The sequence below is a fragment of the Pseudaeromonas sharmana genome (assembly GCF_042649925.1).
GTDB lineage: Bacteria > Pseudomonadota > Gammaproteobacteria > Enterobacterales > Aeromonadaceae > Pseudaeromonas > Pseudaeromonas sharmana.
Genome location: NZ_JBHSAF010000001.1, coordinates 541920 through 566557 on the forward strand (window position 1 = coordinate 541920; position 24638 = coordinate 566557).

At 56.2% G+C, this 24638-nt stretch carries 22 protein-coding genes and 1 tRNA gene; 12 read left to right on the top strand and 11 right to left on the bottom strand.

Annotated features, from left to right (window positions below; all coding sequences use genetic code 11):
• The first annotated feature begins 321 nt into the window (after window positions 1–321).
• The gene (gene nifB / locus ACFOSS_RS02590) at window positions 322–1746 is read left to right on the top strand and encodes a nitrogenase cofactor biosynthesis protein NifB (RefSeq protein ID WP_377150460.1); all 1425 of its coding nucleotides are present in this window, start codon (window positions 322–324) and stop codon (window positions 1744–1746) included.
• Window positions 1747–1926: 180 nt separating this feature from the next.
• Entirely contained in the window at window positions 1927–2529 is a 603-nt protein-coding gene (locus ACFOSS_RS02595; protein ID WP_377150461.1) for a nitrogen fixation protein NifQ, read from the top strand.
• On the opposite strand, the gene ACFOSS_RS02600 is transcribed toward ACFOSS_RS02595, so the two are convergent.
• The 3 genes from ACFOSS_RS02600 to ACFOSS_RS02610 form a co-directional block, all read right to left on the bottom strand.
• A complete protein-coding gene (locus ACFOSS_RS02600) occupies window positions 2522–3019 on the bottom strand; it encodes a hypothetical protein (RefSeq protein WP_377150462.1) in 498 nt (165 codons plus the stop codon). The two genes, ACFOSS_RS02595 and ACFOSS_RS02600, sit on opposite strands and share 8 nt — an antisense overlap.
• Window positions 3020–3237: 218 nt before the next feature.
• Window positions 3238–3314, bottom strand: a tRNA-Pro gene (locus tag ACFOSS_RS02605).
• 124 nt (window positions 3315–3438) lie between these two features.
• Window positions 3439–4785, bottom strand: a complete 1347-nt coding sequence (locus ACFOSS_RS02610; protein WP_377150463.1) for a dihydroorotase — start codon at window positions 4783–4785, stop codon at window positions 3439–3441.
• 77 nt (window positions 4786–4862) lie between these two features.
• Here ACFOSS_RS02610 and ACFOSS_RS02615 point away from each other — a divergent pair, with 77 nt between their 5' ends.
• Window positions 4863–5744, top strand: coding sequence for a 6-carboxytetrahydropterin synthase (locus ACFOSS_RS02615; RefSeq protein ID WP_377150464.1), 882 nt, complete (start codon window positions 4863–4865; stop codon window positions 5742–5744).
• An 87-nt stretch (window positions 5745–5831) separates the two neighbouring features.
• On the opposite strand, the gene ACFOSS_RS02620 is transcribed toward ACFOSS_RS02615, so the two are convergent.
• A complete protein-coding gene (locus tag ACFOSS_RS02620; RefSeq protein ID WP_377150465.1) occupies window positions 5832–7850 on the bottom strand; it encodes a methyl-accepting chemotaxis protein in 2019 nt (672 codons plus the stop codon).
• Window positions 7851–8078: 228 nt separating this feature from the next.
• Here ACFOSS_RS02620 and hinT point away from each other — a divergent pair, with 228 nt between their 5' ends.
• The 6 genes from hinT to ACFOSS_RS02650 all read left to right on the top strand — a co-directional run bounded on the left by hinT (window position 8079) and on the right by ACFOSS_RS02650 (window position 12877).
• Window positions 8079–8435: a purine nucleoside phosphoramidase gene (gene hinT / locus ACFOSS_RS02625; RefSeq protein ID WP_377150466.1), complete on the top strand. Its 357-nt coding sequence runs from the start codon at window positions 8079–8081 to the stop codon at window positions 8433–8435.
• Window positions 8436–8541: 106 nt separating this feature from the next.
• A complete protein-coding gene (locus ACFOSS_RS02630; RefSeq protein ID WP_377150467.1) occupies window positions 8542–9186 on the top strand; it encodes a hypothetical protein in 645 nt (214 codons plus the stop codon).
• Window positions 9186–10004 carry a phosphotransferase gene (locus tag ACFOSS_RS02635; RefSeq protein WP_377150648.1) on the top strand — a complete coding sequence of 273 codons (819 nt, stop codon included), beginning with the start codon at window positions 9186–9188 and terminating at the stop codon, window positions 10002–10004. Before ACFOSS_RS02630 ends, ACFOSS_RS02635 begins: the two co-directional genes overlap by 1 nt.
• The gene (locus tag ACFOSS_RS02640; protein WP_377150468.1) at window positions 10004–10849 is read left to right on the top strand and encodes a DUF6279 family lipoprotein; all 846 of its coding nucleotides are present in this window, start codon (window positions 10004–10006) and stop codon (window positions 10847–10849) included. Before ACFOSS_RS02635 ends, ACFOSS_RS02640 begins: the two co-directional genes overlap by 1 nt.
• 111 nt (window positions 10850–10960) lie before the next feature.
• A complete protein-coding gene (gene ycfP, locus ACFOSS_RS02645) occupies window positions 10961–11500 on the top strand; it encodes an alpha/beta hydrolase YcfP (protein ID WP_377150469.1) in 540 nt (179 codons plus the stop codon).
• A gap of 63 nt (window positions 11501–11563) precedes the next feature.
• Window positions 11564–12877, top strand: coding sequence for an NAD(P)/FAD-dependent oxidoreductase (locus ACFOSS_RS02650; protein ID WP_377150470.1), 1314 nt, complete (start codon window positions 11564–11566; stop codon window positions 12875–12877).
• 98 nt (window positions 12878–12975) lie between these two features.
• On the opposite strand, the gene ACFOSS_RS02655 is transcribed toward ACFOSS_RS02650, so the two are convergent.
• The 4 genes from ACFOSS_RS02655 to ACFOSS_RS02670 are packed head-to-tail and all read right to left on the bottom strand — an operon-like array spanning window position 12976 to window position 18187.
• Window positions 12976–13482, bottom strand: coding sequence for a DUF2919 family protein (locus tag ACFOSS_RS02655; RefSeq protein WP_377150471.1), 507 nt, complete (start codon window positions 13480–13482; stop codon window positions 12976–12978).
• The gene (locus tag ACFOSS_RS02660) at window positions 13479–14138 is read right to left on the bottom strand and encodes a CsiV family protein (RefSeq protein ID WP_377150472.1); all 660 of its coding nucleotides are present in this window, start codon (window positions 14136–14138) and stop codon (window positions 13479–13481) included. Before ACFOSS_RS02660 ends, ACFOSS_RS02655 begins: the two co-directional genes overlap by 4 nt.
• Window positions 14139–14145: 7 nt before the next feature.
• Window positions 14146–17604, bottom strand: a complete 3459-nt coding sequence (gene mfd, locus ACFOSS_RS02665; RefSeq protein ID WP_377150473.1) for a transcription-repair coupling factor — start codon at window positions 17602–17604, stop codon at window positions 14146–14148.
• A gap of 13 nt (window positions 17605–17617) precedes the next feature.
• A complete protein-coding gene (locus ACFOSS_RS02670; protein ID WP_377150474.1) occupies window positions 17618–18187 on the bottom strand; it encodes a PilZ domain-containing protein in 570 nt (189 codons plus the stop codon).
• 80 nt (window positions 18188–18267) lie between these two features.
• On the opposite strand from ACFOSS_RS02670, the gene ACFOSS_RS02675 reads away from it, so the two are divergent.
• From ACFOSS_RS02675 to lolE, 3 genes are read left to right on the top strand one after another with little or no spacing between them, the layout of a single operon-like run.
• Window positions 18268–19503 (top strand): lipoprotein-releasing ABC transporter permease subunit, encoded by a 1236-nt coding sequence (locus ACFOSS_RS02675; RefSeq protein ID WP_377150475.1) that lies wholly within the window; start codon window positions 18268–18270, stop codon window positions 19501–19503.
• Entirely contained in the window at window positions 19496–20182 is a 687-nt protein-coding gene (gene lolD, locus ACFOSS_RS02680) for a lipoprotein-releasing ABC transporter ATP-binding protein LolD (protein WP_377150476.1), read from the top strand. The genes ACFOSS_RS02675 and lolD overlap by 8 nt, the downstream gene beginning before the upstream one ends.
• Window positions 20182–21435, top strand: a complete 1254-nt coding sequence (gene lolE / locus ACFOSS_RS02685; RefSeq protein ID WP_377150477.1) for a lipoprotein-releasing ABC transporter permease subunit LolE — start codon at window positions 20182–20184, stop codon at window positions 21433–21435. Before lolD ends, lolE begins: the two co-directional genes overlap by 1 nt.
• Before the next feature lie 102 nt (window positions 21436–21537).
• Here the strand turns inward: lolE and ACFOSS_RS02690 are convergent, their stop codons facing one another.
• The 3 genes from ACFOSS_RS02690 to ACFOSS_RS02700 form a co-directional block, all read right to left on the bottom strand.
• Window positions 21538–23175 (bottom strand): methyl-accepting chemotaxis protein, encoded by a 1638-nt coding sequence (locus ACFOSS_RS02690; RefSeq protein ID WP_377150478.1) that lies wholly within the window; start codon window positions 23173–23175, stop codon window positions 21538–21540.
• Window positions 23176–23302: 127 nt separating this feature from the next.
• Entirely contained in the window at window positions 23303–23920 is a 618-nt protein-coding gene (locus tag ACFOSS_RS02695) for a DedA family protein (RefSeq protein WP_377150479.1), read from the bottom strand.
• Between the two features lie 165 nt (window positions 23921–24085).
• Window positions 24086–24586 carry a DUF2062 domain-containing protein gene (locus tag ACFOSS_RS02700; protein WP_377150649.1) on the bottom strand — a complete coding sequence of 167 codons (501 nt, stop codon included), beginning with the start codon at window positions 24584–24586 and terminating at the stop codon, window positions 24086–24088.
• Between the last annotated feature and the right edge of the window lie 52 nt (window positions 24587–24638).

Below are 24638 nucleotides of genomic sequence, written 5' to 3' on the forward strand. Positions count from 1 at the left end.
GCGGGCAGGATGATGGTGGCTGGGGTGTTCGTGTATACGTTTTCACAGGGTTGCGGCAGCGGTGAAAGGGACGCCTGAAGCGTGCTTTTTATATGCCTGAAATCTCGCGCAAGTCGCTCCGGATGCCGATGCTTCCGAACCCGGAGTGCTGTTGTGTTTGTCGCAAAACAATCATCGCTGTTTGATTTGCACGGCAGGCACCAAGAGCAACTAGTGGTTAATGCATTGAATAATATAGCAATATTTTTCAGCTGGCAGCGGGTGCAATCTTTGCAGTGGCGGTAGTAATCGAATCGAAACCGCATGATGCAAGGATTGCTTATGTCTTCATCCGCAAAGACCAACACCAAAAGCTGTGCCAGCAGTTGTCATCCGAGCAGCGGAGCTGCATCGGCAGGGCTCAACCGGGCAACGCTCGACAAGGTTGCTCAGCATCCCTGTTATTCGCCCACGGCGCATCACCGTTACGCGCGTATGCATCTGGCGGTCGCGCCGGCGTGCAACGTGCAATGCCACTACTGTAACCGCAAGTTCGATTGTGCCAATGAATCCAGGCCCGGAGTGGTCTCTGAGGTTCTGAGTCCAAATGATGCGATCCGTAAGGCCAAGGCTGTTGCCGCTGCGATTCCACAGTTATCGGTCATCGGTATTGCGGGGCCTGGTGATCCGCTAGCCAATCCGACCCGCACCTTCGATACCCTCGAAGGGCTGCGCAGTGCCTTGCCGGATGTCAAATTGTGCGTCTCCACTAATGGTCTGGCCCTGCCAGCATCGGTCGATGCCTTGGTTAAGCTGGGCGTGGACCATGTGACCATTACGATGAACGCCATCGATGCCCATGTCTCGGCCAACATCTATGACTGGTTCTATTTTGAAGGGCGCCGCTTGCAAGGGCGACAAGGAGCCCAACTGCTGATTGATCAGCAGATTGAGGGCTTGCGCAAATTGGTCGAACGTGGGGTATTGGTCAAAATCAATTCCGTACTGATTCCGGGAATCAACGATGCTCACCTGCCCGAAGTCAGCGATGCCATTCGCGGTATGGGGGCGTTCTTGCACAATATCATGCCGCTGATCGCCCGCCCTGAACACGGAACCTTCTTTGGACTCAATGGCCAGCGCGAGCCTTTGCCCTATGAACTGGATCAGGTGCGCGACTTGTGTGGTGGCTCCATGCCGCAGATGAGTCATTGTCAGCAGTGTCGTGCCGATGCCGTTGGCATGCTGGGCGAAGATCGCAGTCAGGAGTTCAATCTTGAGCAACTGCCGCCACAGAGCGAACCCTACCATAACACCATGCAACGTCGGACGCGTATCCAGGCGGCTCTTTCAACGCAGGGGGCATCCGAGGATGAAGATGCCTGTCTGGTTGCGGTGGCCAGCGAGAGTGGGGAAGCTATCGATCAGCACTTTGGACATGCGCGACGCTTTCATATTTATGCTGTTTCCTCTGAGGGGGCGGTTCGCGTCGGAGAACGTCATGTACCGCTTTATTGTCATGGCGCCAGCGAATGCGATGAAAGTGAACAGCACAACAACCTGATGACGGTGCTGGATCTGCTCAGTGATGTCGATGCCGTGTTCTGTGCCCGGGTCGGGATGGCGCCCTGGCAGCAGCTGGAAGAGGCCGGGATTGCACCTGTGGTCGATCATGCCTGGCAACCGATCCGTGAGTCGTTGCAGAGCTGGTGGTCGCAACGAGCAACGGCCATCAGCCGGAGTGCTATCCGCAGAGGGGTGGCCTGACATGAGTATGCGCATCACACAGGCCTGTGTCTCTTGTTATAACTGTGAGGCGGTGTGTCCGCGTCAGGCCATTATCTTGATGGACGGACGATTTGCGGTCCGTGCTAAACGTTGCAATGAGTGTCGGGAGAATAAGCAGGGGCCGCGGTGTCGTCTGGTTTGTCCGGTGGAGGGTGCCATATGTACCAATATGCAATGAGTCAGGATGCGTCCGTGGCGCAGGAGTGGTTGCCGGACACGCGCTGGGAATATTGTGATGTCGAGATCACCACGCCGCGTCGCTGGTTATATCATCTGCTGCAGCTGTTTATGCAGGGTAAAGGGCGTCTGCCGGAAGCGATGGGGCTGCCGATGGAGAGCTATATTCAGCTCTGCGATGAGGCCGCCATCGTAGCCCATGGTGACGAATCGCTCCTTGAGCGGCGGCAACTGATCAGCAGCCTGCTGGCCTGCCGTCAGCACGAATGTGCTGATTTGCAGCGATGGTTGCAGCAGTATGTTGCGGTAGAGGTCCCCGAGATGGCCGGAATCATTGCAACAGCCAGCATGGGATTCAATCATCTGTGGGAGGACCTGGGGCTCGATTCGCGCGCCCGGCTGCGCGAACTGATCCATTGCTGTTTTCCGGCATTGATAACGATGAATGTCGACAACTTGAGGTGGAAAAAGTTCTTTTATCGCCAACTTTGTCAGACGCAGGGCGGGTATGTGTGCCGGGCCCCCAGTTGCCACGCCTGCTATGAGCGCAGCAACTGCATGGAGCCGGTTGATGAGGTTAGTTGAATAACAACGCCAGGCTAGAGAGTGGTTTTTTGTTCAACAGTCCGTGGCTTTGCTGGCTAAACCGGCTGAGCCAGGGCGAGGGGTCAAAACGCAGACTATGTTTGTTGGCCTGGCGCAACGCCTCTTGCAAGAATTTGCCATAGGCATCGATATAGCCGGCCAGTACATCCTGATTGAAATGGTGCAGGTAGAGCGCAATGCTGCACAGGCCCGCGGCCCGGATGGTATTGGCCAGCTCGTCAAGGTCATGCTCCGATTCGATAAACCCCCAATGCGGGCCGTCGGGGTAGTGTGTCGGAGAAAAAAAAGCATCATCGGAAAGTTGCACGGCGGCCAACACCTTGCTGTCACCGATGCTGCCGCTGTCATCCAGCATCCGTACCAGATGACTATAATTTTGGCCAAACAGCCCATGTATCAGGCGGGCATCCTCACCACAGACGCCATACTTTTCGTAAACGTTGGCCAGTGCCGGTTTGAAAAAAGACATTGCTACGCGCCCTCGAACAAAATGAAACCGTTATCATGGAATCATATGGATTCCATTTTGCCGGTGAAACGAGGCATGTCACAAAATGAACAAGCATGCGGTGTGTGAATTTATGCAAAATCTGCAGAACGTGATGAGGCGCAGCTGCGGGAAACGAAATATTTTCCGTTTGATAGAAATGAAAAAGCCTCGCTATGCGAGGCTTTTTTCGAGGATTTTGGTCGGCGCGAGAGGATTTGAACCTCCGACCCCTGACACCCCATGACAGTGCGCTACCAGGCTGCGCTACGCGCCGAATGATCAAGCTTGATGCTTAACGGCTGGAGAGTCTAGGGGGCATAGCCGCGAGTGTCAACCACTTGTCCTAACTCGAAATCCTGTTCGCCGATAATCTGCACAATTTGTGACGGTGTTGTGCGCTATCGGCAAAATTCCAGACGTTTGCCAGGACGTGCGGTGATGATCTGTCCCCCTGTATAGGCAATTTGTCCGTTCACTATGGTGGTTTCGATACGACTCCGGAACTGGAAGCCGTCAAAAGGCGACCAGCCACAGTGGTAGAGAAGTGAGTCGCGGGTCACAAGTGACGGTGCATCCAGATCCAGCAGGACCAAGTCGGCATAATATCCTTCGCGCAGGTAACCGCGGTCACGGATCTGGTAACGTTCTGCCACGGCATGCGATGTGCGCTTGACGATGGTGGGCAGATCCAGCACGCCGTCATGAACATGTTCCAGCAGTGATAGCAGGGCGTGCTGACATAACGGTAAGCCGGACGGTGCTTTGAAATAGCTGTTCTGCTTTTCCTCCCAGGTATGGGGGGCATGGTCGGTCGCGATGATGTCGATCACGCCGCTGCGCACCGCGTCGAGCAGGGCCAAACGGTCTGCGGCTGTCTTGACTGACGGATTGCACTTGATCTGATGGCCGAGGCGATCATAGTCCTGTTGTTGAAAATGGAGGTGGTGCACACAGGCTTCTGCCGTGATGTTCTTGTCCTTCAATTCACTCAGGTTGGCACTGGCGGTGAATAGAGACAGCTCCTTGGCCGTGGTGATATGTAACACATGCAATTTGGCCGCGTAGCGGCGGGCTAATTCGACGGCCAGCGAGGAACTGGCATAGCATGCCTCGGCATGACGGATGTTGGCATGTTCACGCGCCGGAATGTCTTCACCATAGCGGGCTCGAGCCTCGGCTTCTGCGGCTTGAATCAACGGCGTATTTTCACAATGGGTGGCAATCAAGACCGGGCTTTCACGAAAGATAGCGGCTAATGTCTCGGTGTTATCTACCAGCATGTTGCCGGTAGAGGCGCCCATGAACACCTTGATACCACAGGTCTGATTTGGTGCCAGGCGTTTAATCTGTTCCAGGTTGTCGTTGGTTGCGCCCAGATAGAAGCTGTAGTTTGCCAGGCTGCGACAAGCGGCGAGCTGATACTTGGCTTCCAACGCCTCGAGCGTCGTTGTCTGGGGCTGGGTATTCGGCATTTCCATGAAGCTGGTTGTTCCACCGGCTAATGCTGCCCGAGATTCGCTGGCCAAGGTCCCCTTATGAGTGAGGCCAGGCTCACGGAAATGCACTTGATCGTCTATCATGCCAGGGATCAGATAACGTCCTGCCGCGTCAAGGACCTGAATGTTACCCTCGGCACGGATATCGGTTGCAATCTTGAGGATGCGTTCATCCTGTACCAGCATGTCGGCGGCGAAAATGCTATCTTCGTTGACCAATTTGGCGTTTTTGATTAGCAACTTGTTCATGAAACTGCGGTCCCTGGCATGAGTGAGGCCGCCAATCATACCCAATCCCCCCTGACAAGCCGAGGGCCTGTGAAAGAATGAAGCTGTTTGTCCGCGATCTGACGGTTATTGATGTCTCGTTGTTATCTGCCACGCGGGGCATGGTGGGTGAAAGCTGGCTGGTTGATATCGAATTGACCGGCGAGCTGAACGAGATGAGCATGCTGCTCGATTTTTCCCGTGTCAAAAAGCAGATCAAGAGCATCATTGATGCCGAGGTCGACCACCGGCTCTTGGTGCCTGCGGCTCACGCTGCCGTGCAGTTGCAAGCGACGACTGATGAGGCGCTGTGGTTGGATTTCATTCCTCAATGTGGGCATTCGATCCATCTACGGGCTCCCTCTCAGGCGTTTGCTCTCATTCCGAGTGACGAGGTGAACCGCGAGTCGGTCACTGCCTACCTGCAACAACTGATTCGGCGTCAATTGCCAGCCAACATAGCGAGTCTGATGATTACTCTGCGCCCAGAGCGTATTGAGGGGGCCTACTACCACTACAGCCATGGCCTGAAAAAGCATGATGGTAACTGTCAGCGAATCGCACACGGCCACAGATCCATGATTGAATTGTGGGTGGATGGCGCGCGGGATGTCGAGCTGGAGCAGCAGTGGGCATGTCGCTGGGCGGATATCTATCTTGGATCGCAGGAAGATAGCGTGGCCACCGGGTCGCTACAACTGAGTCCGAAGGCTGGCGCACACCTGACATCCGATCATCTCGGCTTCAGTTATCAGGCACCACAAGGCCTGTTTCAGTTGGCCATACATTCGCAAGTGTGTGAGCTGGTCGATACCGATACCACGGTGGAGCTGCTGGCCGATTATATTGCCCGTCAATTGGCCCCGACGCTGACAGGGCGGCACTTGCGGGTGGTGGCCTATGAAGGGGTAGGCAAGGGCGCCATCGCCGAGTCCAAGTGACGTGATACGCCGTATCCATCGATAGCTAGCAACGACACAATAAAAAGGGAGCCTGGTGGGCTCCCTTTTTCGTGCTGTGCGGTAGGGTTACAACTGGAATTGCTTGACCAGTCCTTGTTGCTGATTGGCCAGATCATCAAGTACCGAGCTGGTCTTGGCGACCTCCTGAATCCCTTCATAGTTGGAGTCAGAAATATCAGAGATGCGGTTGAGGTTGGCGGAGATATCGGCACTGGTGGCCTGCTGCTCTTCGGCCGCCGAGGCGATCTGGCTCGACATGTCACTGATCATGGTGATGATGGCTTGAATCTCTTCCATGGAGCTGTTGGCATTCGAGGTCTGCTGCACGCTGGCTTCCATTTCACCGCTGCATTCGTTCATGACGCGAACGGCACGTTGAACGGCTTGCTGCAAGCCCTCGATCATGCTGCGGATTTCAGCCGTGGAGTCAGCGGTCCGGCGAGCCAGTGTCCGAACTTCGTCCGCGACGACGGCAAATCCGCGACCATGTTCACCAGCTCGTGCCGCTTCAATCGCGGCGTTGAGCGCCAGCAAGTTGGTCTGTTCGGCAATGCCACGGATGACATCAAGAATATTCCCGATGTTCCCACTCATATTATTGACTTCACCGATGACGCGACCGGTTTCTGTCAGCTTGTTGGCCAACTGATGTGTGGTCGAGATGTTGGTCGCCATAATACTGCGTCCGGCCTCGGATGCTTTTTCCACCGCCATCACCTGCTCCAGGGTATGGTGTGCAGCCTGAGCCACTTCGCGGACCGACGCTTCCATCTCCGTCATGGCAGCTGCAACGCTGGAGGTTTCCTGGCGTTGCAGATCGAGCTCCTTACGTGAGCGCTCTGCGGTGGTGCGGTTATCATGGGCGGCTTGATTCAGCTGATTGGCCGCCAGCGACAGTTTTTTCAACACATCACGCATCTGCTCGACCAGGGTATTGACCTGGGTACCCAGACGGCCAAACTCATTCTGGCTGTGATAATTCACGCGGCTGGTCATGTCACCTTGCGTCACCGCATTGAGGACATTCAACAATTGACGCAACGGAGTACGAATACTCTTGGCCAGACCGAGCGCTACGGCCACGGCGAAGGCAACTGCCAACAGAACACCGGTAATCAGTTGGATGCGTCCAGTCGCCAGGGTGCTATTGGCGTTGGCGATACTCTGATTCATGACGTTTTGAGCCACTTGTTGCAATTTTGCCAGCTCTTCCTGGACTGCAACGACCTGCTTGCTGGCCTCTTTAGCCTTGTTTTCCAACTCGACCTGGTTTTTCACCAAATCCAGATAGCGGTTCAATAATCCCTTCTCGGAGGTTGTGTCGCGCACAAAGTTACGCAGGTAGAGGCCGACATCGTTCTCGAGATTGGGGAGCTCGACCTTCAGATCCGAGACTGCCTTGTTGTAGTCAGTGATCAGCTTGCGGTTGCGCTCCAGTGCTGCGGCAATCGGTGCGGTTGTGGTTTGGTTCAACGCATCCAGCGTGACGACTTCGATCGGAGATTGGCGAGATTGCATCTCGCGGAACACCCCGGCGACATAGCTGTCGTCGATGTTCATCAGCATGTTGGACAGTTCCTGCTTGAATAACGGCAGGAAGGTCTGGAATTCGCTCTTGGCCTTATTGGTTTGCTGAAGCATCACCAGCAGCTGTGCGCGTTTCTCCGCCAGTTGTGCCGTGTCATCCAGATAGGTCTTGGAGGCTTTTTCAAGCGGCTCGACATAAGGCTGAATCCGCGCCATCTGTTCGGCTTGCCGTTTGAAGTTATCGAGCGCTTCGGTAAACAGCTTGCGGGAAACCAGGAGCTCCTTGCTCAGTTTGCCCAGTTCAGCGGGATCTTTTTCCGATAACACATCGGTCAGGCGCTTGTTGGTGGATAACAGACTGACTTCCAGCTTGTTGGCCAACAATACGATCGGCGAAGCTTCCTCTGTGACCGAGACCAGCGCCGAGTTCAGTCGGTTTTGACTGAGATAGTTAAGGACAGAACCTGCGATCAATACCCCTATCAGGACGGCAAAGCCCAGATAGACGCGATGCAAAATAGACAGATCCGAGAGGTCCGATAGTTTTATTCTTTTCATGTAATACACCCGCCGAGTTAACTGCAATCGATCGCAAATAAAGTAGACACTCACGTCTAGGGTAACGACCAACCTTGTATATCTTCTGTAAAAGCTGTCAAATAATTAACAACTTTTCGTGGCGGCACAGACAAAGCCGGAGCTGAATCACACTCGTTTGCCCAAACAGACTCAGCCATGGCTATTCATAAACCGTTTACATTCAAGACACTTGCAAAAGGAGCGGCTATGGCAGTGGAAGAGACCATTTTCAGCAAGATCATTCGTCAGGAGATCCCGGCAACCTTGCTGTATCAGGACGACCTGGTCAGTGCATTTCGGGATATCCAGCCGCAGGCTCCCACCCATATTCTGATCGTACCGAACAAAGTGATTCCGACGGTCAACCAGGTGACGTCAGAGGATGAGCTGGCGCTGGGGCGTCTGTTCACCGTAGCGCGTACGTTAGCCGAGCAGGAAGGCATTGCCGAGGATGGTTATCGCCTGATTGTCAATTGCAACCGGCATGGTGGGCAGGAGGTCTTCCACCTGCACATGCACCTGCTGGGTGGCAAGCCGCTAGGTCGCCTTGTGGCGCATGATTAGGTCGCCAGTGGCGCATGATTTAGTGACCAGATAGAGTATCCGTCGCTGTGCAGTCGGTCGTTCTTGACCAAGGGTATAACGACAAATAAGCAGGTGGACTTCGCTGATGGGAATGCCTTTTTTAACCGCTGTGTTTGCCCTTTCTGCTCGCCATGTCTGGCGCATGCTCTTGTGCAGCCTGTTGCTGTTAACCGGTTGCAGCCAATTGCTGGACACCCAGACCCAGGCTCCGGTCAGTAGTTCGCATCCTGGCAAAGGAGAGCAGACTGCAGGTGGTCACGACGCTGTTTCTGGCGTGACATACGATTTGCGCCCGCTAGGAACCCGGATGGCTGAGGCTTTTTTGAAGAGTTCGGCGAAAACAGAGCTGAATGCCGCCCCCGGCGCCGTATTGTTGGTTGCGCCGCTGGCGCAGCGCGCGGATGGCATTGACGGCGAGGCGGTCACCACAGCGTTGATGGCGCGCCTTAACTCGGCAGGCATTGTACTGGCCGATACCCGACAGGTTGCAGCACTCCGTCAGCAGTTGGAATACCGCTCTGCTGAGGGGGGGGCTGCCACGGCATCCCTGGTGCGGCTCGGGAAACAAAGTGGTGCCAGCCATATGCTGTACGGCCAACTAACGCCTGCATCTGCAAACCGCAGTCATCGTTTTACCTTGACGATGACCCTGATGGCGCTCGCAAGCGGCGAGCTGATTTGGCATAAACAACTGACGATGACGGTGCAACCGGCGAGGACGGCGCAGTGATGGTGGCGCATTTGCCACCACGTTTTAGCGGTGGAGCACTAACGTCGCTCTCTGGTGGCTTGACCAATCAGAGTTATCGGTTGGACGTCGCTGGTCAGCGCTTTTTCCTGCGCCAGGGCACGCCCATGGCCGCGCGGCTTGGGATCCGGCGGCAACGCGAACAGATCTTGCACCACCTCGCCGCACAGGCAGGCTTGGCTCCGGCGCTGCACTATGCCGATCCAGAACGTGGTTTGTTGATTACCGACTGGGTCGACTGTGGCGGGTCAGCCATCGATTGGCGGGCCGACGACCAGTTGACCAGGTTGGCGCGCCAGGTGGCTCGGCTACATGCGATTCCAGTGGCGGCACCGGCATTAGAATTGAATCTAATCTCTCACCTGCAGTTTTATCTTGCCCGGATCTGTATTCGCGAACCCCGGCTACTATCGACATTCCATGCTATCCGGGCGCAACTGATGGCGCTGCCCGCGGTTCCTGCGGTGTTTTGCCATAATGACATCCATCCCGAGAATGTGCTGGGAGAGGCGTTGCTATTGGTGGATTGGGAGTACGCCGGGCTTGGCGATGCAGCGTTTGACTTGGCTGTCATCTGCCGTTCATTCGCACTGGACAGACTGCAGCAACAGCAGATGCTGTCGGCGTATCAGGCCGCAGGTGGAGCCTGCGAGCTACAACGTGTCAGGCAGATGCTGGTTGTTGCAGACTTTGTGGCCTTGTTGTGGGCGCGGGTATTCTGGGAGTCAACAGGAGACCTTCGCTTCGATACTATGTATAAAACACTGCTGGAACGCTGCCAGCCTGCAGAGGATGCCTGATGATGCGCTCGTGGCGACATCTCGTGATGATAGTGTGCTGTCTGTTTCTACTGAGTGGTTGCGCGGTGCGCATGCTCTACAACTGGCTCGATTGGGCGATTGTCTGGAAGCTGGACGATTACTTTGACCTCAGTCGCAAGCAGAAAAATGTGCTGGGTGAACAGGTGGACGAGTTGTTGCAGTGGCACCGTAAGCAGGCGTTGCCCGACTATGTTGTCGCTTTGCGCGCCTTGAGCTTCGATTTGCGACGTCCTCTGACCGAGGCGGAAGTCGAACATCACCTGCAAACCTTTGAACGCCTTTCTCGACAGCTGGCCGAGGGGCTCAAGACGCCGGCCAACCGCTTTGCCGTGGTCTTGACGGATGAGCAGATCCAGCAGTTTGTGCATGAGCGGTGGAAGAAGCTGCGAGAACAACGTGATGAGTTCAAAGAGAAGAATGGCCAGAAGGTCTATGCCAGTTTCAAGAAGAAGCTGGAAAAGAACTTGCGCAACTGGATTGGCGATCTGGACCCGGCCCAGCAACCCTTGATTGAACAGTCCTCGCAATGGCAGCGCCAGTACTATGCCTCTTGGCTTGATTATCAGGAAGTATGGGTTCAGGCCGTCGAGAAGACGCTGGCCGCACGGGGGACTCCGGAGTTTGAGCGCGGCCTGGTCTTGGTCCTGCTCAATGGTGATGAGCTTGGTGATGGGCGCTTCAGGCAGTATCTGGCCGATTCCCGAGCGCGTTCTGTCACCTGGTTCGCTGCGTTGTCCGCTTCCTTGACGCCACGCCAGCGCGAAGAGCTCAGGGGGCGATTGAGCGATTTGGCCGCAGATCTTGAGGCGTTGCACAAAGGCTGATGACCGCAACTGTTAGCGGCAGTTTGTCCGCAGCGTGATGAGCTTGGTGTAATGACCTATAACTGTTATGGTTTTACCAGAGCGCAGACTTATCAGTGACGAGAGGACAGTATGATTATCTATCTGCATGGATTCGATGCAACCAGTCCGGGCAATCATGAGAAGGTGCTGCAGTTGCAGTTTATCGACGAGGACGTGCGTTTCGTTCACTACAGCACTGTGCATCCTCGTCATGACATGAGTCATCTGCTCAAGGAAGTGCACAAGCAATTGACGATGAGTCAGGACACCAAACCGTTGATATGCGGTGTCGGGCTCGGTGCCTACTGGAGTGAGCGCATCGGCTTTTTGTGTGGCATTCGCCAAGTCATGTTCAACCCGAATCTGCACCCCGAGCAAACCATGCTCGGGCGCATCGAACGGCCTGAAGAGTACACCGATATTTCGACGAAATGTGTAACAGAATTTCGTAAAAAAAATGCAGGTAATTGCATTTGTATCCTTTCTGTTAACGATGAAGTGGTGGATAATAGGCAAACTGAGCAAGAGCTGAAAGATTATTACAACATCGTCTGGGATGACCGCGAGACGCATAAGTTCAAAAATATCTCCGCGCACCTGCAGACGATCAAGGCTTTCAAGCAGTCCTGAGCTGATAGAATCTCTTTTCGGGGAGCTCATCGCAGCTCCCCTTGTTTTTTACGGAAGGTAGTGATGACCAAGATTGTTGTTGTAGGCGGTGGCGCCGGTGGCCTTGAGCTGGCTACCAAACTGGGTCGCAAGCTGGGCAAGCGTGGCAAGGCTCAAATCACGCTGGTAGATCGTAATCGTACCCACCTGTGGAAACCGTTGCTGCATGAAGTTGCGGCCGGTTCCCTGGATGCCGGTATTGACGCCCTGAGCTATCAGTCCCATGCGCGTAATCACGGATTCGAGTTTCAGCTTGGCACTCTGACCAACATCAAACGCGACAGCAAGCATATCGTGCTGGCTCCCATCTATGGTGAAAAAGGGGAGTTGGTACTCGGTGAGCGAGAGCTGGCGTACGACTATCTGGTGATGGCGCTGGGCTCTGTTTCCAACGATTTCAACACCCCGGGTGTGCGTGATAATTGCATCTTCCTCGACAGCCCGGATCAGGCATTCCGGTTCCATGGCCTGCTGATGAACCAGTTTTTGAAGTTTGCCGGTGATTGCAAGCCCGGTGACGCGACTTGCGTGCCCGCACAACAGGTGAAAATTGCCATTGTGGGTGCCGGGGCCACCGGGGTTGAACTCTCCGCCGAACTGTACAATGCGGTCGAAGAGCTGGCGGCGTATGGCTACCGGAATCTGTCCCGCAACAGTCTTAAGGTGACCATAGTGGAAGCCGGGCCGCGTATTCTGCCTGCACTGCCAGAGCGCATTTCCGCCGCAGCGCACCATGAGCTGACTCAGCTGGGGGTGGATGTTCGCACGGCTACCTTTGTCAGCGAGGCAACACCTGAAGGGCTGAAAACCAAGGATGGCGAGTTAATCGAAGCTAATCTGATGGTTTGGGCGGCAGGTATCAAGGCGCCTGATTTTATGAAGGAGATCGGTGGCCTGGAGACTAACCGTGTCAATCAGCTGATGGTGAAGACGTCGTTGCAGACCACGCTGGACGATCACATCTTCGCAATTGGAGATTGTGCGGCCTGTCCGATGGAAGAGGGCAAGTTTGTACCGCCTCGTGCACAATCGGCGCACCAGATGGCCGATCGCGCCCTCGATAACATTCTTGCCATGATGCAGGGTAAAGAGGTTAAACCTTACACCTATATGGACTACGGCTCGCTGGTTTCCATGAGTCGCTTCAGTACCGTCGGCAGCCTGATGGGTAACCTGATGCGTGGCTCTATGATGGTGGAAGGGCGTCTGGCGCGTTTTGTTTACATCTCGTTGTATCGAATGCACCAGGTGGCGCTGCATGGTTACATCAAGACGGGTTTGATGATGCTGGTTGGCCAAATCAACCGCATCCTGCGGCCACGACTCAAGCTGCACTAAGACGCCTGCTGCATCGAAGCGCAACCCAAAGCCACCCAAGCGGTGGCTTTTGTTTTTGGCGTCCAGGCTGAAGCGATGTGTCACACGGCTCAGTGCTGCTATTTGTCCGATGAGGTGTCATGCGCTATCTGGGGTGGTTCCGGATGGAGTACCGAGAAGCGCACACGAAGCTGGGGCGTTGATAGCAAGTACAGCAGACACCAGAAGCCGATCAGCAACATGGCCAATTGTGGAGCATCCATCTCCCAGCGTTGCTGATGCAATGTCCACAACTGTAACGCCAGTTCACTGCCCGCCGAGGTGAGCGCCAGCCACCAGCCTCGCCGCCATAGCCAGTGATAGACAGGGTGGCCAGCTCGGTGGCGATAGGCGGAAGACAACCAACAGACGGTCGCAGGCAACGCCAGTAACAAGGTCAGGTAAAGTTGCTGCGGCTCTGGATAGAACAGTGCCAGCAGGTCGGCGCTCTGTGCGCGACTGGCTAATGCCATCAGCACCAGCCAATAACCCCGGCTCAATAGCAACAGACAGATCAGCAACGGCACCGGTAGCGCCGTGTAACCATCCGGATCCAGCTGCTGCGGCCAGTGGGCCTGGCGCGTCATTTCACAGGCCAGGCTTGCACCAACAAGCTCAGCATCGGGCTGTCATAGTAGGTGATTTGACCTTCCATCACCCGGCTGCTGCCAACCAGCGGGTATTCGCGCAACTGTGGTTGTGGCATGGGGGACTCTGTTCCGGCCGCCTCATCGGCAGTGCTGCCGGCATATTGGGTATCGTCGGCTTTGGGTGTGGTGAGGGCCGGTGCTGCCGACGCCAGATGGCGATACAGCAGATCGGCATCCAGCATCAGGTTGGGGTTGCGGTACAGCTTCACCAGCCCTTCCAGCTCCGGTTGGCTGCCGCCGTCGGCATTCACGGAGCCCGCGGCGATATGGAGCCAGGGTGCGCTGGCAGAACTTCCGACCGGTTGTCGCCAGGCCTGATGGAGCAAGACCTGATACTTGCCACCTGACGTCAAGCGGGCAGCCACATTGCCTAGTCGAAGCGTGTTAATCGGCAGACCGCCGAGCATATCCAGCTCGAAACCACTGTCGAGATTGGGTCTATGGCTGGAGAGGCTGGCATCTTCACCCCCATGCAGCGCCGGATCGGACGTCCGCACGAAGGCGATCACTTCGACTTCGTAGACAGGATCGGCGGCCTGGGCTGGCAGGCAGACGAAGAGGGATAACAACAGGCAGGTAACCAATCGCAGCATAATGTCCTCAGCAGGCATGTTTGTTCATGTCACAGAGCAGATCTTGCACCAGCGTCAGGCGCTGATCGGCCTCGTTGGTCGGGATCTGAAAACGTAATCGGGTCGGACCTTCCATCCGGTAGACTCGAGGCTGGCTTTGCAGCAGCCCCACCAGATAAGCCGGGCTGACTTTGGGTTGTTCGGCGAAGTCAATATACCCACCACCTTGCCCAACCTCAATGCGGCGGATGCCCAGACGCGTAGCCAACTGCCGGAATTCGGCGATGTGTAACAGGTTCTGAGCCGGTTTTGGCAATAGACCGAAACGATCGATGAGCTCGATGCGCAGGTCATCGAGTTCATCGCGCGTGGCACTGCTGGCGATGCGCTTATAGATCGACAGACGCATGTTGACGTCCGGCAAGTAGCTTTCTGGTAACAGGGCTGGCAGATGTAATTCGATGTCGGTGTGTTCGCCCAGCAACTGATCGAGCGACGGCTCGCGCCCTTCGCGCAGGGATTTTACCGCCTGCTCCAGCATCTCCATATACAGGGTGAAGCCGACGCTCTCGATTTGCCCGCTCTGCTCTTCGCCGAGCAACTCACCGGCGCCACGGATTTCCAGATCGTGAGTGGCCAGGACAAATCCAGCGCCGAGATCTTCGAGCGATTCGATGGCTTCCAGGCGCTTGATGGCATCCTTGGTCATCTGTTTGGGGTGTGGCGTCAGCAGGTAGGCATAAGCCTGGTGGTGTGAACGGCCGACACGGCCGCGCAACTGGTGCAACTGCGCCAGACCGAGGTGGTCGGCGCGCTCCATGATGATGGTATTGGCCGATGGCACGTCGATACCGGTCTCGATGATGGTCGTGCACACCAGCAAGTTATGGCGCAGGTGATAAAAATCGCTCATCACCTTCTCCAGCTCGCGCTCACGCATCTGACCGTGAGCGATGCTGATACGCGCCTCAGGTAACAGCTCGGTCAGTGTGGCCGCGCAGGCCTCGATGCTCTCGACATTGTTGTGCAGGTAGTACACCTGGCCACCGCGCTTGAGCTCGCGCAGCACGGCTTCACGGATCACCGCTTTATCATATTCGCGAACAAAGGTCTTGATCGCCAGCCGTTTGGCCGGGGGGGTGGCGATGATGGACAGGTCGCGCATGCCGGACATGGCCATATTCAGGGTACGCGGAATCGGCGTGGCGGTCAGTGTCAGTATGTCGACATCGGCACGCAGTGCCTTGATTCGTTCCTTCTGCCTGACGCCGAATCTGTGCTCCTCATCGACGATCAACAGCCCCAAATCTTTGAAGCGCACCTCTTCGGAGAGCAACTTGTGGGTGCCAATGACGATATCGAGCTTGCCATCGTTCAATTGTTGCAGCGCAACCTGTTGCTCCTTGGCGCTTTTGAAACGACTCATGACTTCAATGTTCACCGGCCAGTTGGCGAAGCGATCGCGGAAGTTCTCGTAGTGTTGCTGAGCCAACAGTGTTGTCGGTACCAGCACGGCTACCTGACGACCGGCATGTACGGCAACAAAGGCGGCCCGCATCGCCACCTCCGTCTTGCCGAAGCCGACATCGCCACAAACCAGGCGATCCATGGTTTTGGCCTGGCACATGTCACCCAGCACCGCATTGATGGCATTGAGTTGATCCGGTGTTTCTTCAAAGGGGAAGCCAGCAGCAAACTTGGCATAGGCTTGCTTGTCGTGGCGGAAGGCAATACCGCTCCTTGCTGCGCGCTGAGCGTAGACATCCAGCAACTCGGCTGCGACATCACGTACCTTCTCGGCGGCTTTGCGCCGCGCCTTACTCCAGCTTTCACTGCCGAGCTTGTGTAACGGCGGGTTCTCGCTGCCACTGTAGCGGCTGATCAGGTGCAGCGCCGTGACGGGCACATACAGTTTGTCATGACCGGCATATTCAAGCATCAGGTACTCGGCAGGCATGCCGCCGGCATCGAGTGTTTGCAACCCCAGATAGCGGCCGACACCATGATCCAGATGCACCACCGGTTGGCCAATCGACAGTTCGGCCAGATTGCGGATGATGGCATCGTTACTGCCACCACCGCTTTTGCCGCGATCACGGCGGCGGCGCTGAACGACTCGCTCACCCAGCAGGTCGTTTTCACAGATGACGGCCAGTGCGGATTCGGGCAGCACAAAGCCGGACTCCAGCGGACAGACCAGGATCCCGCAGCGCGCCGTGCCTTCGGCGAACAGGGCTAAGCTGTCGAACTCCTGTATTGCCAGCGCCAGGGGTTGCAGCAGCTCGCGCAGCGATTCGCGACGACCTTCGGACTCGACACAGAACAGCACACGGCCGCTGAACTGGGACAACATCTGTTGTAATCGCGCCAAGGGGTGTGTGGATTGACTTTCTATTGTCAGTTCCGGTAGCCGACCCACCGGCAGATTGTGCCGCCCAGCCTTCTGCTCAGCTGGGAGAGACTGCAGGCAAAACTGGGCATAGCCTTTGAGGGCGGCAAACAGATCATCGACGGGCAGATAGAGATCGCGTGGCGGGAGTAACGGCCGATGCTGGTCATGGCGGCGATCCTCGTAGCGGCGCTCGATATCCTGCCAGAAGGCAATCCCTGCATCGTGAAGCTCTCCGCAGGTCAACAGCAGGCTCTGCCGTGGCAGGTAGTCGAGCAAGGTGGTCATCTGTTCGAAGAACAGCGGCAAGTAGTACTCGATCCCCGCGGGCCACATCCCCTTGCTGACTTGTTGATAGACACACTCCGGCGCCCGGCTGATATCGAACCGCTCGCGGTAACGCTGACGAAATTGCTCTATGGCTTCCTTGTCTGTCGGGAATTCGTGTGCAGGTAGCAGACGCACTTCCGGGACCGGATCGCTGGAGCGCTGGCTATCTGGGTCAAAGGCGCGGAGCGTATCGACCTCGTCATCGAAGAAATCGATACGATAGGGGTGGGTTGCCCCCATTGGGAAAAGATCCAGCAAGGAGCCGCGGGCGGCAAACTCGCCGTGTTCCAGCACCTGTTCGACGGCGTGGTAACCGGCCTGTTCCAGTCGCTGGCGCAGCCCGTGCAGATCGAGCTTATCACCCGGTTTTACCAGCAGGCTGAAACGGTCAATAAAGCTTTGCGGCGGCGTTCTCAACATCAGGGTAGCAATCGGCAGGATCAGCACGCCTTTGCGCATGCGCGGCAGGTGATAGAGGGTTTCCAGCCGTTGCGAGATGATGTCCTGATGGGGAGAGAAGCTGTCATAGGGCAGGGTTTCCCAATCGGGAAACAGCCAGACGGGCAAATGCTGATCCGCCAGCAAAAAGCGGACCTCCTGTTCAAGTCGTAACGCGGTCGGGGTGTCCGCAACCAACAGGACCACAGGGTGTTCGTGTGCACCAACCAGTTCGGCAATGGCCAGTGACATACTGCTGCCGCTAAGTTGGCCCAGCGTCTGACGTGAACCTGAGGCCAGCAGCGGGGCCAGAGAAAAGAGGGTATTCATCTATCGTTAACTTCTACTTTGTCGGGTTGGCTCGTTGCTCGGCGCGTAGTTTGAGCTGACGAGACTGAACATGCAGGCTGGCGCGAACCAGCAACTCCTGATCATCGTGACGCAAACGTACGTATTCGACATCCAGCTGATAGCCTGTCGGCACGGGATGACAGGCGACTATCCGCCCATAACAGTAGATGGCAGAGGCTTCATCCTCTAAAAACAGTTTGATTCTGAGCAGGCTCCCCGGGGGCCAGGGGTTGGTATCGTGAAAGCTCATGCCACTGCCGCCAAAACGGCTGGTGATGCGTCGCTGGCTAGGCTCGTCCATCTGGGACAGCAAATAGCCCAGTAGCAGGTTGATCTTGGCCGATTGCTGGTTGATCACCTCGACCAGCACGCCAAACTCCTCTCCCATGCTGCGTAATTGGCGTGCCGTGCCGACATCAACATGGGTAATGGCGCCAGCGATGCGAAATGGCGCCGGCAGTTCTTGCTCAAGGGCTTCGAGCGTCGGCAGCACAAAATCGGCTGGCAATGGCTCAACATTCAGCGGTATCCCGTGTTCCACACTGAAAAACTGTTCGCTCACGACAGGAGATTCCTTGTTGCCATCAGGTATTTACATTTATTATCCGCTATCCCTCTTTAATAGCAACGCTCGGGAAAGGCGTGAAATCCTCTATCTTCCAACCGTTAAGCCTGGCAATTGGCTTACGATATGCTGGCGCCCGCGGCGATAACCGCTTTGCCTCTTTTATTTCACTGTTCTCAACCTTCGGCATCGCCATTGGTGTGATGGCGTTGATCATCGTCAGTTCAGTGATGAATGGTTTCGAAGGGCAGTTGAAGAATCGTATTCTCGGGGTCATTCCCCATGCTGTGATTACCCAGGATGCAGGGCGTCTTGCGGACTGGTCACACTGGGCTCCGGCGCTTTCAGCGCTGCCGGGGGTTGTGGCCGTAGCGCCACTGGTACGAGGCGAAGCCATGGTGCAAGGGCGCGGCCAACTGGCGGCGGTCATGCTGCAGGGCATCGATCCTGACCATTACCCGGCGGATGATCTGTTGCGCCAGAGTATGGGGGTGGATCGTCTGGCATCCCTCAAACCGGGGAGTTTCAACGTCATTCTTGGTGCCGCATTGGCGCGCAAGCTCGATGTGTTACCGGGCGACAAGGTCCGTCTACTATCGGCCGAGGGAAGCCGCTTTACGCCGATGGGCCGCATGCCGAGCCAGCGCCTGTTTACGGTCAGCGGAACCTTTGAGGTGGGGGCGGATGTCGATGATCAGGTCGTGGTTGTGAACCTCGATGATGCCCGTCGGTTGCTGCGTTACCCCGCCAATACGGTAACCGGCCTGCGGGTCTGGATGCTGGATGCCTTTGCGGTCGGTGAACTGGCCCGGCGACTGCCGGATGCCAGTCTGCAGCAGCAGGATTGGCGTCAGGAACGGGGCGAGCTATTTCGCGCCGTGGCGATGGAAAAACAAATCATGGGGTTGATGCTGGTGCTAATCATCATGGTGGCGGCATTTAACATCCTCTCGGCGCTGGTGATGGTGGTGCTGGATAAACAAGGTGAAGTGGCCATTTTACGGACCATGGGCATGCAGCGGGCGACCGTGCTGCGCATCTTCATGATTCAGGGCGCCTGGAGTGGCATGCTGGGCGCCTTGATTGGCTCGCTGCTCGGTGTCTTGCTGGCGTTGTTTATCAACCCGTTGCTGCAACTGCTGGGATTGAACCTGTATATGACTGCTGGTGGCGTCGGGTTGCCGGTGCACATAGTGCCGTCGCAAATCCTGCTCATCACATCGGGGGCTTTGCTGATTAGCTTTTTAGCCACTCTGTATCCTGCTTATCGTGCCACTCAGATCCGACCTGCCGAGGCGTTACGTTATGAATAAAACCCTGTTGCTGTCCTGTCAGGGACTGACTAAAACCTATCGAGAAGGCAAACTGGAGACACCCGTATTGCGCGGTGTCGACCTGGCCTTGTCTGCCGCTGAGATGTTGGCGGTTGTCGGCAGCTCCGGTTCCGGCAAGAGCACCTTGTTGCATCTGCTGGGGGCACTGGATACCCCGAGCAGTGGCCAAGTGCTGTTCGGCGCTCAGGACATTCATCAGTGGTCCGGACGAGAGCAAGCGCTATTTCGCAACCGTGAACTGGGCTTCGTGTATCAGTTTCATCATCTGCTTGGCGAGTTTACTGCGTTGGAAAATGCGGCCATGCCACTTTTGATTGCTGGTGAGGCCGTCAAGGTAGCCAGTGCCAAGGCGGCTGCCATGCTGGAGCGTGTTGGTCTGGGTCATCGGCTTGAACACAAGCCCTCCGAGCTGTCTGGCGGGGAGCGGCAGCGTGTGGCCATTGCACGGGCGCTGGTCAATGCACCTAAGCTGGTGTTGGCGGATGAGCCGACCGGTAATCTTGACCACAAGAGTGCCGACAGCATCTATGCCCTGATGTGCGAACTCAATGCCGATCTGGGTACGGCTTTTATCGTCGTCACACACGATCGCGCCCTGGCCGCCCGTTTGCACCGACGCATCTCGCTGGTCGATGGACTGGTCGTGGAGGCGCAGTAATGTATCGTCCTCTGGCGCTGTTTCTCGGTCTGCGTTACAGCCAGGCCCGTCGTAGCAGCGGATTTGTCTCTTTTATCTCGGCGTCATCCGTAATTGGCATTACGCTGGGAGTTATGGCGCTGATCCTGGGCCTGTCGGCGATGAATGGCTTCGAGCGAGAGTTGCATAACAGGGTGTTGTCGGTTGTCCCGCATGCTGAAACGACGCTGGTGCGCGGTGAGATGGCCGACTGGCAGAGTGCACGTCAGTTGCTGGAGTCCAGCACGGGTATTACCGCCGCAGCGCCATTGATCGTGCTGAATGGGCTACTGGAAAACGGCTCGCGGATGAAAGCGGTACAACTGCGGGCGGTATTGCCTGAGGCGGAAGGCCATGTCTCGGCGGCCGGGCGCTTCATGAGTGGACAGGGGTTGCTTGCCCTGAAACCCGGAGAGGATGGCATGGTGCTCGGCAAGGGCATTGCTGACAAACTTGGCGCCCAGGTTGGTGATACCTTGACGTTGATGCTGCCCGATGTGACTGCCAGTGGTGAGGATGCCGGGCTCAAATCGCCGCAGCAGCGCCGCTTTCGGATCGTCAGTCTGCTGGAGATTGGGGGGCAGCTCGACAGCCTGCTGGGCTTTATCCATCTCAACGATGCCCAGCAAGCGTTAAACCTGGGGGATCGGGTGCAAGGCTTCAGTCTGAAGACGACCGATCTGATGCATGCCGAGACCCTGGCGTTTGCTGCAGCCAGTCGCCTGGATGCTCCTATGTATGTACGTAGCTGGAAAAATTCACAGGGTTATCTGTATCAGGACATCCAGCTGGTACGCACCGTCATGTATGTCGTCATGCTGATGGTGGTTGCCGTGGCCTGCTTTAATATCGTATCGACCCTGGTGATGGCAGTGAACGAGAAGCGCAGTGATATTGCCATCCTGAAGACCATGGGGGCGGGAGCTTGGCAAATCCGTTTGACATTCATGATCCAGGGGCTGGTGAATGGATTGGCGGGATCTGTGTTGGGAGGCGTGTTGGGGGCCGGTTTGTCACGCTATCTGACGGCCGCAATTCATGCCATCGAAGGCTGGCTTGGACACCGTTTTCTCAATCCGGACATCTATTTCATCGATTTCTTGCCGTCGGAGCTGCATGGTTCGGATGTCATCATCGTCTGTGGGTCTGCGCTATTGATGAGCCTGCTGGCGACCCTCTATCCAGCATGGCGAGCCAGCGGTCTGCAACCGGCACGCGAGCTGGGGCATGGCTAAGCCACAGCCTGGTTTTCGCGCGGGGCGTCATCTTGGCGCCAGGTTCGCGCAGTAAATGAAACGGGCACCCAAGAGGTGCCCGCTTTACATGTGTCCGAGCCCTCAGATTCTAAATCGGGTCACCATACCACTCAGGTGACTGGCGAGCTGGTTCAGCTCCTCGCAAGCATGAGCCATCTCTTTGGAGCCGGCAGCGACTTCATCCGATGCCTGACTGATACGCACTATGTTGCTATTGAGCTCGTCTGAGACCGACCCTTGCTGTTCGGTGGCAGTGGCCACCTGCGTCATCATATGCGAGATGCTGCTGGCCGAACCGCTGATTTCAGAAATAGAGGCGCCGGCCTGACGGGCGATATCGATGGTACTGTTCATCATCTGCTGGCTCTTTTGCATGCTCTCGCCGGCTTGAGTGGAACGCAGTTGCAACTCGGAGATGATGCGGTTGATTTCGGCGGTGGAGTCTTGCGTGCGTTTGGCGAGGGTTCGTACCTCATCGGCGACGACGGCAAAACCACGGCCCTGTTCGCCGGCACGGGCAGCTTCGATCGCTGCGTTGAGTGCCAGCAAGTTGGTTTGATCGGCGATGCCGCGGATGACTTCCAGTACGACACTGATATTGCGGCTGTCGGCATCAAGTTTATGGACGACGTTGGCGGTCTGCTCCAACTCGCTGGCCACCTTATCGACGCTATTGATGGTGTTATTCACCATGCTGGCGCCGTGATCGGCACGGGTACTTGCGTCTTCTGACGCCTTGGCGGTGTCGTTGGTATTGCGGGCAATTTCCTGAACCGTAGCCTGCATCTCGTTCATTGCCGTTGCCAGCATGTTCAGCTCATCTTTCTGACTGTGCATGTTACCGGCTGACTGGGTGGCCAAGGCACTGATCTCGTTGGTGGCCGAGGAGAGCTGGTCGACGCAGTGGTGAACATCCGTCACCAACATGCGCAAGTTAACGCACATCTTGTCAAAGCCGGCGGCTAGCTCACCGATCTCATCGCGTTGGAAATGGGTCAGATCAATTTGCTGGCTTAGATCGCCGTTGGCAACTCGGTGAATGTCGTTCAGTAGCCGTTGCAATGGCTGGCGGATCTGCCGAATCAGCAACCAGGCACCAGCAATCACCAGCAAGGTGGCCACCAGGCTGATGACCACACTGATCCGGCTGGCTTGATTAAACACGTCGTCGGCCTGCCTGGTCAGAATCCTGGCACCCTCGGCATTGAGCTGGATCAGTTTGGCGACTTCAGTGGAGGCGGCGTTTACCGCATCCCGGGTCAGAATGCGTTGCTGTTTGATCTGTTCGACATTCCTGTTCAACAGCGCCTGGGAGAGATTTTCATGGGCGCGCAGATAGCTCTCGGTCAGTGTTTTCGCCTGCTGATAGCGCTGCTGTTCTTCGCTATCCATCTGGGCTGTGTTCTGGTAGTCGTCGAATGCCTTGTTCAGCGTTGTCTTACTGCCGGTAAACCGGTCCAGCTGTTTTTGCACTTCGGCCGCATCGTTGTCGAGAAAGCCGATGATGGCACCCATTTCGGCGCGGCGTGCATTGAGCAACGACTCTTCGATTAAGCCGGCATACTGCATGGATGGTAACAAATCGTTGGTAATGGACTCTGAAACATCATAAATGCGGCCCATTTGACTGCTGGCAAACCAGGCCAGGCCGGCAATGATCAAAACGCAACCGCTAAAACCCATGACCAGTTTTCGGCCAATCGACTGATTGTTAAGCATAACTCCCCCGAACACGGCTGATGCCAATTTGCTTTGAGCATAGTCGAGCACAGCGCAATGCGCGCTCCCGTCGGGGTTGGTGGCAGGCGCAGAAATGAAAAGGGGTGGCTAAGCCACCCCGTCTGATTCATTCGGTACTGTCTTCTCGTCGGCGGCGCAAATACAGGCGCAGATAATAGCCGCCAACCAGCAAGATGATCACTGCAGCAAGAGCTAGCAAGCTGACTTGACCGCGTTCGACCCATTTCATCAACCAATCCCGGTTATAAGCACCGAAATAGCCAAGGTAAACCCATAGCGGAACGGAAATGAGTGCGGCGAAACCGTCCATCAATAAGAATCGCAGGTAGCTGACCCTGCGGCTCATTCCTGCGGTAATGAAGATCGGTGAGCGCAGACCGGGTAAGAAACGGGCGATAAACAATACCCAGTGGCCATATTTCTCAAATTTTTCTTGAACGTGAGCGAAGCGATGGGGGGGGAGTAGACGACGAAATAACGGAAACTGCTGGATTCGTTCCCCGAAGATTCGCCCCATGGTGAACATGGTGCCATCACCAATCAGTACGCCAGCCATACCGACCAGAAACATCAAGTGCACGTCGGCAAACCCCAAGCCTGCGATGATGCCGCCAGCCACCAGCGTAATATCCTCCGGGATAGGGACGCCAAAACCGCAGATCAGCAGAATGAAAAACACGGCGAAATAACCGTAATCGGTAAACAGCGCGATCAGAATATCCATCGTCTTGTTATGACCTCGAATGCGAACGAGCCGGTAATATGTCTGTTACCAATACTCGGCTCACTACATGACAAGCGTGCGAGCGGGGGATGTAAACCGTCCCACACTCTACCCGAGGGGAGCGGTTCCGCCTAGCAAAATCATGTCATTGTGCCGTTTGATCGTTCAGGGTTGCATCAATCCCCGGCGCCGTAGCCGCTGACGATAGCGCAAACGCACTGAATAGCGCCAACCTCCTTGCACCAAGAGGTACCCAACCACGCTGCTGACGAGCGCCATGACGACACATCCCAGCAAAAATGGTTTGCCAATCGTTTCCATCACGCTAGTCAGCCAGCTCCATGACAGAACAGGTGAAAACTCGACAGGTGGCAGCCCTAGCAGCAGGCGACCAACATAGTAAGCCAGATAAAACAGGGCTGGCATGGTAACGGGGTTGGTCAGCCAGACCGTGGCGACCGAGATTGGAATATTGACTCGCCAGATGATGGCCGCGCCGGCAGCCAGAACCATCTGGAACGGGACGGGGATCCAGGCCATGAAGAGTCCGACTGCGATAGCCCCTGCGGCGGAGCGGCGATTAAGGTGCCACAACCCGGGGTGGTCCAGCCAGCGGGCAAAACAGCGCAGGTGTTTGTGGTGGCGCAGTTTGTGCGGGTCTGGCATCCAGCGTTTCATCAACTCTTTCACGTTGTTCTCTCGTCGACACGATCAGCTT

Excerpts from the sequence above, each read along its gene's own strand:
- ACFOSS_RS02630 (WP_377150467.1), top strand. The coding sequence starts at position 8,542 with ATGGGAATGCCTTTTTTAACCGCTGTGTTTGCCCTTTCTGCTCGCCAT.
- lolE (WP_377150477.1), top strand. The coding sequence starts at position 20,182 with ATGTATCGTCCTCTGGCGCTGTTTCTCGGTCTGCGTTACAGCCAGGCC.
- ACFOSS_RS02655 (WP_377150471.1), bottom strand. The coding sequence starts at position 13,482 with ATGACGCGCCAGGCCCACTGGCCGCAGCAGCTGGATCCGGATGGTTAC.
- hinT (WP_377150466.1), top strand. The coding sequence starts at position 8,079 with ATGGCAGTGGAAGAGACCATTTTCAGCAAGATCATTCGTCAGGAGATC.
- ACFOSS_RS02600 (WP_377150462.1), bottom strand. The coding sequence starts at position 3,019 with ATGTCTTTTTTCAAACCGGCACTGGCCAACGTTTACGAAAAGTATGGC.
- nifB (WP_377150460.1), top strand. The coding sequence starts at position 322 with ATGTCTTCATCCGCAAAGACCAACACCAAAAGCTGTGCCAGCAGTTGT.
- ACFOSS_RS02615 (WP_377150464.1), top strand. The coding sequence starts at position 4,863 with ATGAAGCTGTTTGTCCGCGATCTGACGGTTATTGATGTCTCGTTGTTA.
- ACFOSS_RS02610 (WP_377150463.1), bottom strand. The coding sequence starts at position 4,785 with ATGAACAAGTTGCTAATCAAAAACGCCAAATTGGTCAACGAAGATAGC.
- ACFOSS_RS02700 (WP_377150649.1), bottom strand. The coding sequence starts at position 24,586 with ATGCCAGACCCGCACAAACTGCGCCACCACAAACACCTGCGCTGTTTT.
- ACFOSS_RS02690 (WP_377150478.1), bottom strand. The coding sequence starts at position 23,175 with ATGCTTAACAATCAGTCGATTGGCCGAAAACTGGTCATGGGTTTTAGC.
- ACFOSS_RS02635 (WP_377150648.1), top strand. The coding sequence starts at position 9,186 with ATGGTGGCGCATTTGCCACCACGTTTTAGCGGTGGAGCACTAACGTCG.
- ACFOSS_RS02620 (WP_377150465.1), bottom strand. The coding sequence starts at position 7,850 with ATGAAAAGAATAAAACTATCGGACCTCTCGGATCTGTCTATTTTGCAT.
- ACFOSS_RS02595 (WP_377150461.1), top strand. The coding sequence starts at position 1,927 with ATGTACCAATATGCAATGAGTCAGGATGCGTCCGTGGCGCAGGAGTGG.
- mfd (WP_377150473.1), bottom strand. The coding sequence starts at position 17,604 with ATGAATACCCTCTTTTCTCTGGCCCCGCTGCTGGCCTCAGGTTCACGT.
- ACFOSS_RS02660 (WP_377150472.1), bottom strand. The coding sequence starts at position 14,138 with ATGCTGCGATTGGTTACCTGCCTGTTGTTATCCCTCTTCGTCTGCCTG.
- lolD (WP_377150476.1), top strand. The coding sequence starts at position 19,496 with ATGAATAAAACCCTGTTGCTGTCCTGTCAGGGACTGACTAAAACCTAT.
- ACFOSS_RS02695 (WP_377150479.1), bottom strand. The coding sequence starts at position 23,920 with ATGGATATTCTGATCGCGCTGTTTACCGATTACGGTTATTTCGCCGTG.
- ycfP (WP_377150469.1), top strand. The coding sequence starts at position 10,961 with ATGATTATCTATCTGCATGGATTCGATGCAACCAGTCCGGGCAATCAT.
- ACFOSS_RS02650 (WP_377150470.1), top strand. The coding sequence starts at position 11,564 with ATGACCAAGATTGTTGTTGTAGGCGGTGGCGCCGGTGGCCTTGAGCTG.
- ACFOSS_RS02640 (WP_377150468.1), top strand. The coding sequence starts at position 10,004 with ATGATGCGCTCGTGGCGACATCTCGTGATGATAGTGTGCTGTCTGTTT.